General features: G+C 62.6%; 11 protein-coding genes. 6 read left to right on the top strand and 5 right to left on the bottom strand.

Going from position 1 to position 11,732, the window contains the following annotated elements:
• Positions 1 to 233 (bottom strand): hypothetical protein (locus tag E8A46_RS20190; RefSeq protein ID WP_291564980.1); only part of this gene is annotated, 233 nt, incomplete at its 3' end.
• 108 nt (positions 234 to 341) lie between these two features.
• Here E8A46_RS20190 and E8A46_RS20185 point away from each other — a divergent pair.
• The 3 genes from E8A46_RS20185 to E8A46_RS20175 all read left to right on the top strand — a co-directional run bounded on the left by E8A46_RS20185 (position 342) and on the right by E8A46_RS20175 (position 4,598).
• Complete coding sequence (locus E8A46_RS20185; protein ID WP_291564977.1) at positions 342 to 1,529, top strand: acetyl-CoA C-acetyltransferase; 1,188 nt, start codon at positions 342 to 344, stop codon at positions 1,527 to 1,529.
• A gap of 130 nt (positions 1,530 to 1,659) precedes the next feature.
• On the top strand, positions 1,660 to 3,414 hold the full coding sequence (gene arsA, locus E8A46_RS20180; RefSeq protein WP_291564975.1) for an arsenical pump-driving ATPase: 1,755 nt from the start codon (positions 1,660 to 1,662) through the stop codon (positions 3,412 to 3,414).
• Between the two features lie 296 nt (positions 3,415 to 3,710).
• The gene (locus E8A46_RS20175; protein ID WP_291564992.1) at positions 3,711 to 4,598 is read left to right on the top strand and encodes an amino acid ABC transporter substrate-binding protein; all 888 of its coding nucleotides are present in this window, start codon (positions 3,711 to 3,713) and stop codon (positions 4,596 to 4,598) included.
• A gap of 81 nt (positions 4,599 to 4,679) precedes the next feature.
• Here the strand turns inward: E8A46_RS20175 and ispG are convergent, their stop codons facing one another.
• From ispG to E8A46_RS20160, 3 genes are all read right to left on the bottom strand, one after another.
• On the bottom strand, positions 4,680 to 5,972 hold the full coding sequence (gene ispG / locus E8A46_RS20170) for a flavodoxin-dependent (E)-4-hydroxy-3-methylbut-2-enyl-diphosphate synthase (protein WP_291564972.1): 1,293 nt from the start codon (positions 5,970 to 5,972) through the stop codon (positions 4,680 to 4,682).
• A 13-nt stretch (positions 5,973 to 5,985) separates the two neighbouring features.
• The gene (locus E8A46_RS20165; protein WP_291564970.1) at positions 5,986 to 6,945 is read right to left on the bottom strand and encodes a DMT family transporter; all 960 of its coding nucleotides are present in this window, start codon (positions 6,943 to 6,945) and stop codon (positions 5,986 to 5,988) included.
• Between the two features lie 89 nt (positions 6,946 to 7,034).
• Entirely contained in the window at positions 7,035 to 7,523 is a 489-nt protein-coding gene (locus E8A46_RS20160; RefSeq protein ID WP_291564967.1) for a transcriptional repressor, read from the bottom strand.
• A gap of 172 nt (positions 7,524 to 7,695) precedes the next feature.
• Between E8A46_RS20160 and E8A46_RS20155 the strand changes: the two genes are divergently transcribed.
• Genes E8A46_RS20155 through E8A46_RS20145 form a run of 3 tightly spaced genes read left to right on the top strand, consistent with a single transcriptional unit; the run spans position 7,696 to position 10,900 of the window.
• Positions 7,696 to 8,178, top strand: coding sequence for a MarR family transcriptional regulator (locus E8A46_RS20155; RefSeq protein ID WP_291564964.1), 483 nt, complete (start codon positions 7,696 to 7,698; stop codon positions 8,176 to 8,178).
• The gene (locus E8A46_RS20150; RefSeq protein WP_291564960.1) at positions 8,171 to 9,334 is read left to right on the top strand and encodes an HlyD family secretion protein; all 1,164 of its coding nucleotides are present in this window, start codon (positions 8,171 to 8,173) and stop codon (positions 9,332 to 9,334) included. The genes E8A46_RS20155 and E8A46_RS20150 overlap by 8 nt, the downstream gene beginning before the upstream one ends.
• A gap of 6 nt (positions 9,335 to 9,340) precedes the next feature.
• The gene (locus tag E8A46_RS20145; RefSeq protein WP_291564958.1) at positions 9,341 to 10,900 is read left to right on the top strand and encodes an MDR family MFS transporter; all 1,560 of its coding nucleotides are present in this window, start codon (positions 9,341 to 9,343) and stop codon (positions 10,898 to 10,900) included.
• A 100-nt stretch (positions 10,901 to 11,000) separates the two neighbouring features.
• Here E8A46_RS20145 and E8A46_RS20140 read toward each other — a convergent pair whose 3' ends face one another.
• On the bottom strand, positions 11,001 to 11,657 hold the full coding sequence (locus E8A46_RS20140; RefSeq protein ID WP_291564955.1) for an outer membrane protein: 657 nt from the start codon (positions 11,655 to 11,657) through the stop codon (positions 11,001 to 11,003).
• Positions 11,658 to 11,732: the final 75 nt, after the last annotated feature.

Genomic DNA, 11,732 nt, shown 5'->3' with positions numbered 1-11,732 from the left:
CGCCGTCCGCAAGCACACGCTCTCGTCAGTAGCGTGGTTCGCGTCCACCGCATCCCGCCCCAACGTTCGTGACGATGGCCAACGCCCCTCTTGCGGGACAGGACGGCGGAAATTGTAAAAGTGATTTGCGCCGCCGCAAAACGAAAAATTTTTGCAAATGAGACTGGACGCGGGATCAACGCGGCGACAGTGATTTGCCCGTCGGGCAAATCATCGGGCTGGCCGTTCGACATCGTTACTCCCATCTATTGATCCATCGCAACAAAGCACCCCACCGGCGTTGCTATTAAATTTCTGCAAATATCCACATCGCGCCGCCGCAAGAAATGAGGAGATGACCGATGGCCAACAAGGAAGTCGTAATTTGCTCGCCAGTGCGTACCGCGATCGGCACATATGGCGGCACGCTCAAGGATATGGCGGCGGTCGATATCGGCGCCGTGGCGGTCCGCGCGACGCTTGAGCGCGCGAAACTCGCGTCTGGTGACATCGACACGGTTGTCATGGGCAACGTGATCCAGGCGGGCAATAAAATGAACCCGGCCAGACAGGCGGCCATCAACGCCGGCATTCCGGTCGATGTTCCTGCGCTGACGGTTAACCGCGTCTGCGGTTCGGGTGCGCAGGCGATTGCGAGTGCGGCACAGGAGGTGATGCTCGGCTTGATCGATAGTGCAGTCGCCGGCGGCATGGAGAACATGGATCGTGCCCCGTATCTCATGGGATCCGGGCGCTGGGGTTACCGAATGGGTGACGCGAAAATCTTTGATGCGATGCTGATGGACGGTCTCAATGACGCCTTTTCCGGTCAACATTCCGGATGGCACACCGAAGATCTGGCGACCTCGCACCAGATTACCCGTGAAGAGCAAGACCGCTGGGCTGAACGCTCGCAAAAGCGCTTTTCCGGGGCTCAGGCTGCCGGCAAGTTCGCTGCGGAAATCGCCTCCGTCGAAATTGCCTCGCGCAAGGGGCCGACAAAATTCGACAAGGACGAGCACAATCGGCCGGAGACGACGCTGGAGAGCCTCGGAAAGCTCAAGCCCGCCTTCCGCAAGGACGGCACCATTACGGCTGGCAACGCACCTGGGCTTAATACGGGTGCTGCGGCGATGATCGTGGCCGATCGCGCATGGGCCGACAAGAAAGGCCTGGCGCCGATGGCGCGCCTTGTCGCCTACGGTATTGGCGCCGTCGAGCCGGGCATGTTCGGATTGGGTCCGGTGCCGGCGGTGAAGCAGGCGCTCGATCGCGCCGGCTGGAAAACCGCAGACATCCAGCGCATCGAGATCAACGAGGCCTTCGCGGCAATAGCGATTGCGGTGACAAAGGACCTCGGCCTGAATCCTGACGTGGTCAATGTCGAAGGTGGTGCAATCGCGCACGGTCACCCGATAGGGGCGTCCGGCGCGGTGCTCACCACGCGCTTGTTGCATTCGATGAAACGCGATGGCATTAAGAGAGGCATCGTCACACTCTGCATCGGTGGCGGTCAGGGAATTGCGCTTGCCCTCGAAACGGTGAATTGAGCCGATCAGAGACTTAGCCCAATGCATTCATGAGGCGATTGGGCGCGCCGCTTTCCGGCGCGTCCGCTCACACTTCCACGCGACAGCTCAGTTGGACGCGTGAACCGGCCTGTCCCTGGGATGGATTTCAATGTTTCACGTTCACGCTCTGAAAGCTCCCACACCATTTCTTTTTTTCACCGGCAAGGGCGGCGTCGGCAAGACCTCTCTTGCGTGCGCGACCGCCATCGGCCTCGCCGATCGTGGATTGCGGGTCCTTCTTGTCAGCACCGATCCCGCGTCGAACCTCGACGAGATGCTCGAAGTCGCCTTGAGCGATAGCCCGACACCGGTGCCAAACGTCGCCGGACTTTCGGCGATGAATATTGACCCGGAGGCAGCTGCCGAGAGTTATCGAACCCGTGTCTTGGAACAACTCGGACCAGAGGTTACCGCCGGCGAGAGATCAACTGTGCGCGAGCAACTCTCCGGCGCTTGCACCACCGAAATAGCCGCCTTCGACGAGTTCGTGGGGCTTCTGGACGGCGATATGGCCGGGTTCGACCACATCATTTTCGATACGGCCCCGACCGGCCACACGCTGCGCCTCCTTAGCCTCCCCAAGGCATGGACCGGCTTTCTCAAGGACAATGACCGGGGGGCGTCCTGCCTCGGTCCACATTCAGGTTTGAAGATGCAGGAGGATCGTTTTCGCAAGGCGCTTGAAGCCTTGGGCGATTCCGAACGGACCACCATTATCTTGGTCACCCGCGCCGACCGAGGCGCGATCCGCGAGGCGGCCAGAACTGCGGGCGAACTCGATGCGCTCAATCTCTCCAATCAGGTTCTCGTCGTGAATGGACGCTTCCACGCCATGGACCCAACCGATGTCGTGGCGGTTGCGCTTGAGCGGGATCAGGACGAGGCTCTGGCCGCGATGCCGGCGTCGCTCACGAAGCTGCCGCGAGACGAAATCCCGTTGCTTGGTTTCGACACCGTCGGCCTTACGGCTCTCAGAGCGCTCTTGTCGCCCTCCAATCCGCCTCCGATTGCAGCCAGCGAGCAAGCCGCCGCGCCGGTCGATCTGCCCGGCCTCAACCGGCTGGTCGATGAGATCGCGCAGGGCAACCGTGGTCTCGTCATGGTCATGGGCAAGGGCGGCGTCGGGAAGACGACGATTGCCGCCGCTATCGCCGTCGGACTCGCGAAGCGAGGTCACGCCGTCCATCTCAGCACAACCGACCCGGCAGCTCACGTAGCTTTCGTCGTTGACGGCGCGATGCCCGGCCTGACGGTCGATCGGATCGACCCAGCGGTCGAGACCGAACGGTATGTCGCAAAAATACTGGCGACCCGTCGCGCTGAACTCGATGAGCAGGGTATGGCGCTGCTGCGCGAGGATCTTGCTTCGCCATGCACCGAGGAAGTGGCCGTGTTTCATGCTTTCTCGCACATTGTCGCGGAGGCCCGAGCCGCCTTCGTGGTGCTCGACACGGCTCCCACCGGCCACACCCTGCTCCTACTGGATGCGACCGGCGCCTATCATCGGCAGATGACACGCCAACTCGAACCGAGCGGACCCGGGCGCATCATCACCCCGCTGATGAGGCTGCAAGACCCCGCCTACACCCGCGTGATCCTGGTAACCCTGCCGGAGACAACGCCGGTTTCCGAGGCCGCTGCCCTTCAGGCTGACTTGCGGCGCGCCGGCATCGAGCCGTTCGGCTGGGTCATCAACAAAAGCCTTGCCGCCTCGGGAACTCACGATCCCTTGCTGCGCTTGCGGCTCGTTAGAGAGCGGACGCAGATCGCCCGCGTTCAGAACGAGCTGGCAAAGCGAGCGTTTATGATCGGCTGGCGAAGCAAGCCTCCGATCGGCGTTGGCGAGCTTCAGACTTTATCGTGAGCGTTGAGAGGCCATTGCAACAATCGAAAACGCATCCATCCTGATTCCCTGATGATGTCCGGCTCGGGTCAAACCCGGCCCTCGCTCCGTGCAACCGGCATGTCGGCTTTATCCCTGCGTACAGGCATCTCTGGCGAGACCGGCTATGTCGTTTTGCGCCAGCAACCGGCGTCAACCCAGCTATTCGATCACGTCGCCGTTTCGACGACTTGATAAATTGTCCGATATCGCGAAGCATGGCCGTGAAGAGCAATTGACGATGGAGAATCCCGGTGCGGAAAGACCTATTGGTGGCGATGGCGCTGGCAACGCTTCTGTCAGGACACGCAACCGCGATGGCGGACGAACTCACAGGCACGCTCGCGAAGGGGAGGGAGCTCGGATATATCACCATCGGGCACCGCGAGGCGTCGGTGCCGTTCTCCTACCTCGACGACAAGCGGCAGCCGATCGGCTTCGCCATAGACATCTGCGCCAGGATCGTCGACGCGGTGAAACGCCAATTGAAGCTGGACAAACTCGAAGTGCGGTATCAGCTGGTGACGTCTTCGACGCGCATTCCGCTGTTGGCCAATGGCACGATTGACCTCGAATGCGGCAACACCACCAACAACGCCGAGCGGCAACAGCAGGTCTGGTACACCAATACGCATTTCCTGACCGCGAGCCGTTTCGTTTCGAAAGTCGAATCGAAGATCGGCTCGATCAGCGGCCTCAAGGGCAAGACGGTCGTCTCTCCGGCCGGCTCGACCAACATCAAGCAGGCGCTCGAATTCAATAGCCGATTGAATCTGGGGATGACGGTCATCCCGGCTCAGGATCAAGCCGAAGCGTTCCTGATGGTCGAGACCGGCAGGGCAGTGGCCTTTATCCAGGACGATATCGTGATCGCGGGCCTGATTGCCAACGCGAAGGATCCGAAGGCCTACGTGATCTCGGAGGACGCGTTCTCCAGGCCTGAACCCTATGGAATCATGCTGCGCAAGGACGATGTGGCGTTCAAGGCGATTGCCGATGCCGCGACCGCAAGCCTCTATCAGAGTCCCGAGCTTGCGGCGCTCTACGCCAAGTGGTTCACCCAGCCAATCCCGCCGAAGGGGGTCAACCTGGATATCCCGATGAGCCCGGCGATGAAGCGGGCCTTCGAGAAGCCAACGGATTCGCCGGATCCGTCGACCTACTGATCGGCCGCCGCGCGGCGCTATAAGGCCGTCAAAGTGGGCCTTCAGGATATATCCGATGACGCCGTCGGGCGACCGCGCGCTTTACTCCGCCGCCGTCACCGTCTCGCCCGGCACCTTCGCGCCCGACCCATAGCGCTGATCGATATAGTCGATCACCATCGCCTTGAATTCGGTAGCGATGTTGGGGCCGCGCAGGGTGCGGAATTTCTTGCCGTCGACGAACACCGGCGCCGCCGGGGTTTCGCCGGTGCCGGGCAGCGAGATGCCGATATCGGCGTGCTTGGATTCGCCGGGGCCGTTGACGATGCAGCCCATGATCGCGACGTTGAGTTCCTCGACGCCGGGATAACGGGTTTTCCAGCTCGGCATTTCCTCGCGGATGAAATCCTGGATCGAGCGCGCCAGTTCCTGGAACGTGGTCGAGGTGGTGCGGCCGCAGCCGGGGCAGGCCGCCACCAGCGGCACGAAGGTGCGGAAGCCCATGGTCTGCAGCAGCTCCTGCGCCACCTGGACCTCCAGCGTGCGATCGCCGCCGGGCTCGGGCGTCAGCGAAATCCGGATGGTGTCGCCGATGCCGTCCTGCAGCAGGATGCCAAGCGCGGCGGAGGAGGCGACGATGCCCTTCGATCCCATGCCGGCTTCGGTGAGGCCGAGATGGATCGCATAATCCGAACGCCGTGCGAGTTCCTTGTAGACCGCGATCAGGTCCTGCACCGCGGAAACCTTGGCCGACAGGATCATCCTGTTCTTCGGCATGCCGAGTTCCTGGGCGCGCGCGGCCGACAGCAGCGCCGACTGCACCATGGCTTCGCGGGTGACCGCGCGGGCATCGACCGGATCGGGCGAGGCCGCATTCTCTTCCATCAGCTTGGTCAGCAGTTCCTGATCGAGCGAACCCCAATTGGCGCCGATGCGGACCGGCTTGTCGTTCTTGTTGGCGATCTCGATGATGTCGGCAAACTGGGTGTCACGCTTGTTCTTGAAGCCGACATTGCCGGGATTGATCCGGTATTTGTCGAGCGCTTCGGCGCAGGCCGGATATTCCGCCAACAGCTTGTGGCCGATGTAATGGAAGTCGCCGATCAGCGGCGTGGTGATGCCGCGCTTGCGCAGGCCGTCGCGGATATGCGGCACGGCGGCGGCGGCTTCGTCACGATCGACCGTGATGCGCACCAATTCCGAGCCGGCGCGCGACAACGCCGCGACCTGCGCGATCGTACCTTCGATATCGGCGGTGTCGGTATTGGTCATCGACTGCACCACGATCGGCGCGCCGCCGCCGACGGCGACCTTGCCGACCATGACCTGGGTGGTTTTGTGACGCGCCTTGGGACCGACGACGTCGTTCTGGGGTGGTTTTACGGGCTGGTTCATGGGGTCTCGAATATCAGGTTTTGGTGACATTCAGCAATGGATCAGTGGCGGCCGGGACCACCGCGGGCTCGGGGCGATTAACCAGATATAGCCCGGCAATGACGAGCAGGGCCGCGGCGCCGAATGTCAGGGTCAGGGCGTCATCCATGATGAAATAGCTAGCCACCACGCCAAACAAAGGGGTGATAAAGGTAAATGCCGACAATTTGCTGGCGGAATAGGTTTTGACCAGCGCAAACCATAGCAAAAACGTCAATCCGACCACCCAGAACGCCTGATAGACCATCAAGGACAGCGCCAGGGGTCCGGGAACCCGGGTCAGGGTTTCGCCCGACATCCAGGCCGCCAGGGCCAGAATCGGGATCGACAGCGCCACCTGGTAGCCCAGCGCCTTTTCCGGCGCGGCCCGCGACAGCGCCGTCGCCTTCACCATCACGGTCGTGGCCGCCCACAAGGCGCCGCCGCCGACGATCAGGAGGTCGCCGAGCAGCACCCTGGCATCGACATTGGGTTGCGGAACGCCGATCGCGAGCGCCACGCCGGCGAAGCTCAGGCCCAGTCCGCCCCATTGCGAGGCGCGCAGCCGCTCGCCGAGAAACTGATACATGCCCAGCGCCACAAAAAACGGCGCGGTATAGAGGAACACCACCGCGCGCGACGCCGATGTCAGCCGCAATCCCTGAAAAATAAAGATGAATTCGACGCCGAACAACAACCCTGCGAACAGGCCGGCGCCCATCGTGCCGTCGGATGCGAACATCTTCACGCCGCGCGCCCGCGCGATCAACAGCAGCACCGGCAACGCGCCGGCGGAGCGGATGGTGGCCTGCAGCATCGGCGGAATATCCGGCAGCGCCAGCTTGACCGCGATCTGGTTGAAGCCCCAGCTCAGGCAGAGCATCAGCATCAGCGCGACCGCGCCCGGGCTGAGCGGACGCCCGGCCGATGCAAGCGCCGGTTCTTCTGGAGTCATGAACCCTCGTGCCGGCTTATCGCCGTGTTGTTGGGACATGGTCCCGAGAAGTGGTGTTCCGGTTCCCGGAAAGGATCATGCCCAAAACATCAAACCCTCTGGCAATGCGCGCAAATGCCGGTGATTTCGACCACCGACATTTTCGGAGCAAAGCCGGTGGCGCGCGCGGCCGCGTTGAGGCTCTGCGCCACCGGGGCCGCCGGAATTTCGCCGACCGAGCCACAGCGCTCGCAGATCAGGAATGCCACCATCGCGGCCGCGTCATGGTCGTGCGCGCAGGCCAGAAACGCGTTGCGGCTCTCGATGCGATGGACGAGGCCGTTCTCGATCAAAAAATCGAGAGCGCGATACACCGTGATCGGCGCCGGCCGCGGCATTGATTTAGCGAGTTCGTCGATTACCTCATAGGCGCCGAGCGGCCGGTGGCTGGACAACAGCGCCTCCAGCACCTGGCGGCGGATCGGCGTGAATTTCTGGGCCCGGAGCGCGCAGACTTTTTCGGCATGCAGCAAGGCATCCGCGGTGCAGCGGCCGTGATCGTGATCGGGCGCGGGAAATGTCGGTTTGGCCAGCCTCATGCCGGTCAACCCTAGCATTTTGGCCGGCAAACCCAAGTCCCGTCCCCAAGTCCCGTCGGTTGCTTAGGTTCCATCGTCAGCCATGTGCTTTCGACGGATCAGCCCTCCGGCCGGCGGTCATGAAAAAATCATAAGCTAGCTTATTATATCCAAAGCTTATGGAGACGATGCCATGCCCCGCGGTTCCGTCGATACGCATTTCCTGTTCGCGCTGGCCGAATTGCAGCGGCTGGTGCGCGCCTATGCCGACAAGCAGGCGGCGCGTTACGGTATTACCCGCGCGCAATGGGCGGTTCTGGCCAAGGTCGAACGCCATGAGGGCCTCAAACAGTCGGAACTGGCCGAACAGATGGAGATGCAGCCGATCACATTGACGCGATTGATCGACCGTCTCTGTGACCATGGCTGGATCGAGCGCCGCAGCGACGATGCCGACCGCCGCGTCAACCGGCTCTATCTGCGCAAGGCGGCGCGTCCGTTGCTCGGCAAGTTGAGCGGGCTGCGTTCGGAGATCACGGCGACCGCGCTTGAAGGCATCAATCCCTCCGACGCCCAACGATTTCTCACCCAGCTGGAAACGATCAAGGAAAACGTCCGCAACGCGATCCAGGGTCCGGCGGGCGAACCTGCAAGGAAAGAACAGCGCTATGGCTGATCCCGTTTTGAAATTCCCGCCCGATCAGAAGGGCAATCCGCAGCAAGCCCCCCGGAAAAAGCTCTCCGCGGAGCCGCGCCGCCGCTTGATGGCGGCCCTGCGTCGCTATCGCCGCACGCTGTTGCTGGTGGTGCTGCCGCTGGTCGCGCTGGTTGCGGGCGTGATTTTCTATCTCAATGGCGGCCGCTACGTGACCACCGACGATGCCTATGTCGGGGCGCAAAAGGTGCTGATCACGCCGGATATATCCGGCAAGATCGAAAAGGTCGTGGTGCGGGAAGGCCAGCGGGTCAACGAAGGCGACGTGCTGTTCGAAATCGATCCGGTGCCGTTCCAGCTCGCCGTCGATCAGGCCAAGGCCACGCTCGCCCAGGCCCACACCAGCTATGACAATCTGGTCGCCAACATCAAGATCTATAGCCAGATGGGCGACCTGATGCAGCAATCCGCCGATCTGAAGCAGCGCGACGTCGACCGCAAGGCAGTGCTTGCCAAGAACAGTTTCGGTTCGCAGCTCGACCTCGACAATTCGTCGAACTCGCTGATCACCGTGCGAGCAGAACTGGCGTTCATCCAACAGCAGACATCCAGCGCGAAAACCCAGTTACTCGGCGATCCCAATTTGCCGCTCGATCAATTTCCTCCCTACGCCCAGGCCAAGGCGGCGCTGGCGCAGGCCGAGCGCAATCTCGATCACACCACGATGCGCGCGCCGATGGACGGCATCGCGACGCAGGTCGATCAGATTCAGCTCGGCCGCTTCGTGATCGCCGGCGCGCCGGTGTTCTCCATCATCGACACCACGAAACCCTGGGTCGATGCCAACCTCAAGGAATCGGACTTCACCTATGTCGGGGTCGGGCAGCCGGTCTCGATCGAGGTCGATGCCTTTCCCGACCATGTCTTCAAGGGCACCATCGGTTCGCTCAGCCCCGGCACCGGCGCGCAGTTCGCGATCCTGCCGCCGCAGAACGCCACCGGCAATTTCGTCAAGGTGGTGCAGCGCCTTCCGGTGCGGATCTACCTCGACAGCCATGACAACGACGTGCGGAAGCTGAAGGCCGGGATGAGCGCCTATACCACCATCGACACCGGCCATCGCCGCTCGCTGGCCGCCCTGCTCGGCCTTTCGCCGGCGGCGGCGAAACAGGATTAGTCGACCATGGCGACGTCAGCCGCAGCCCCGGTCGCTGTCCCCGGGCTTCGCCGCAACATGGTGACGATCTGCGCCATGACCGCGACCATCATGCAGGCGCTGGACACCACCATCGCCAACGTCGCGCTGCCCTATATGCAAGGGTCGCTGTCGGCGTCGCAGGACCAGATCAACTGGGTGCTGACCTCCTACATCGTGGCGGCCGCGATCATGACCGCGCCGGTCGGCTGGATCGCCAACCGCTTCGGGCGCAAGCGCATCTTCATCATCTGCTCGGCCGGATTTACCATCGCCTCCGTGATGTGCGGGCTGGCGCAGGACATCAACCAGATGGTGCTGTTCCGCCTGCTGCAGGGCGTGTTCGGCGCGGCGCTGGTGCCGCTGTCGCAGGCCGTTATGCTGGATTCCTACGCGCTGCACGAGCGCGCCAAGGCGATGTCGATCTGGGGCATGGGCGTGATGATGGGGCCGATCATGGGCCCGTCGCTCGGCGCCTGGCTGACCGAGACCTATTCCTGGCACTGGGTGTTCTTCGTCAACATTCCCTTCGGCATCGTCACGGTGGCCGGGCTGCTGGTGTTCATGGACGAGACCAAAGCGGACCGCGCGCTGCGGTTCGACTGGTTCGGATTTGCGGCACTCGCGATCGCCATCGGCGCGATGCAGGTGGCGCTCGACCGCGGCGAGCAGCTGGGCTGGCTGGGATCCAACGAAATCATCGCCGAGATCATCGTCTCGATCGTCGGTTTCTATTATTTCTTTGCGCATTCGTTGACGACCGCGAAGCCGTTCATCCAGTTCGCGATCTTCAGGGACAGGAACTTCGTCGGCGGCTGCGTATTCATGGCGGTGATGGGCCTGGTGCTGTTCTCCACCATGGCGCTGTCCTCGCCCTATTTGCAGAACGTGATCGGCTACCCGATTTTGACCGCCGGCGTGCTGCTGGCGACCCGCGGCTGCGGCACCTTCGTCGCCATGATGCTGGTCGGGCGCTTCATGCGATATATCGAGGCGCGGACATTGATCATCGGCGGACTTGCGCTGATGTCGCTGTCGCTTTTCTTCATGACCGGGTGGACCGACCAGACCGATGTCCCGACCATCGTCGTCGTCAGCATCGCGCAGGGCTTCGGTCTCGGCCTGGTGTTCGTGCCGCTCTCTACCGTGGCGTTCCTGACGCTGCCCAATCATTTGCGCACCGACGGCACCTCGATGCTGACGCTGATGCGCAACGTTGCCAGCTCAATCGGCATCTCCGTCGTCATCGCGCAACTGACCGAAGGCGGCCGGCGCGCCTATGCGGTATTGAACGAGCACGTCACCCCCTTCAACCACGCCATGCAGATGCCCGACGTTCGCGGCATCATCGACATGTCGACCGACGCCGGCCGCGCCATGGCCGACGTGATGATCGGCCTGCAGGCGCAGATCATCGCGTTTTCGCTGGATTACCAGATGGTGATGGTGTTCACGCTGTGCGCGATCCCGCTCGCGATCATGATCGGCTCCACCAAGGTCGCGCTGCGCAAGCAGTCGGCGGGGCCGGACCATGCGGTGATCGAGTAGGCCCGGGAGACATCCGGAGTCCAGCGCGAACGGCGCCCAAAAGAAATAGGCGCTGCGTCATCCGACGCAGCGCCTCGATTTTTTTCTCGCGCTGACGCGATCAGAAATGGAAGTTGACGCCGACCTGTCCGCTGTTCACGTTCAGCGTGCCGGTCGCGATTCCCGGCGGGAACTGGGCTGCGAAGAAGGTCTGGCCACCAAAGCTGCGATAGAGGTACTCGGCCTTGAGCGACCAGTGCGGCATGAACATCCATTCCGCGCCGGCGCCCACGGTCCAACCCGTCAGCGTCTTGCTGTCGCTGAAAGTCACGCCGAGCGCGGAGGCGCTGACCGTGGTGTCCGCCAGGGCAAGGCCGCCGGTGCCGTAAAACAGCACCTGATCGAACGCCACGCCGACGCGGCCGCGCAGGGTGGCCAAAGCGTCGACCTTTGCCGCCACGGTGATGCCGGCAATAGTGGTGGAGTTGCTGACGTCGGCCCACGCGCCGTCCGCCTCAAGGCCGGCGACGATGGTGCCGAATTGCCAGTTGTAGCCGACCGTACCGCCGGCAAAGCCACCCTTGATCCCGAGCGGATCACTGGTGTTTTCGGAGGCGTAGCCCCCCACGGCGCCGATGTAGAAGCCGGTCCAGTTGACGACGGGGCTGACCACCGCCGGCGCCTTTGTGTAAGCCGGGCTTGGTGCAGCAGGCAGGTCGGCCGCGCAAGCCGCGCCGGCGATCGAGGCCAGCAGAAGTCCCAAAGCAAGTTTTTTCATTTTCTCTTTTTTCCTCAGCGGTAAAGTAAGCCGCTTCCCAATAATTGAGCGCTCCGGCCGGTACAACCGGCGGGG

Source organism: Bradyrhizobium sp. (genome assembly GCF_004799445.1).
Lineage (GTDB): Bacteria > Pseudomonadota > Alphaproteobacteria > Rhizobiales > Xanthobacteraceae > Bradyrhizobium.
Note: the sequence above shows the minus strand (reverse complement) of the source record. Positions and strands in the feature narration are given on the sequence as shown.

Excerpts from the sequence above, each read along its gene's own strand:
- E8A46_RS20145 (WP_291564958.1), top strand. The coding sequence starts at position 9,341 with ATGGCGACGTCAGCCGCAGCCCCGGTCGCTGTCCCCGGGCTTCGCCGC.
- E8A46_RS20160 (WP_291564967.1), bottom strand. The coding sequence starts at position 7,523 with ATGAGGCTGGCCAAACCGACATTTCCCGCGCCCGATCACGATCACGGC.
- E8A46_RS20140 (WP_291564955.1), bottom strand. The coding sequence starts at position 11,657 with ATGAAAAAACTTGCTTTGGGACTTCTGCTGGCCTCGATCGCCGGCGCG.
- E8A46_RS20150 (WP_291564960.1), top strand. The coding sequence starts at position 8,171 with ATGGCTGATCCCGTTTTGAAATTCCCGCCCGATCAGAAGGGCAATCCG.
- arsA (WP_291564975.1), top strand. The coding sequence starts at position 1,660 with ATGTTTCACGTTCACGCTCTGAAAGCTCCCACACCATTTCTTTTTTTC.
- E8A46_RS20175 (WP_291564992.1), top strand. The coding sequence starts at position 3,711 with ATGGCGCTGGCAACGCTTCTGTCAGGACACGCAACCGCGATGGCGGAC.
- ispG (WP_291564972.1), bottom strand. The coding sequence starts at position 5,972 with ATGAACCAGCCCGTAAAACCACCCCAGAACGACGTCGTCGGTCCCAAG.
- E8A46_RS20185 (WP_291564977.1), top strand. The coding sequence starts at position 342 with ATGGCCAACAAGGAAGTCGTAATTTGCTCGCCAGTGCGTACCGCGATC.
- E8A46_RS20155 (WP_291564964.1), top strand. The coding sequence starts at position 7,696 with ATGCCCCGCGGTTCCGTCGATACGCATTTCCTGTTCGCGCTGGCCGAA.
- E8A46_RS20165 (WP_291564970.1), bottom strand. The coding sequence starts at position 6,945 with ATGACTCCAGAAGAACCGGCGCTTGCATCGGCCGGGCGTCCGCTCAGC.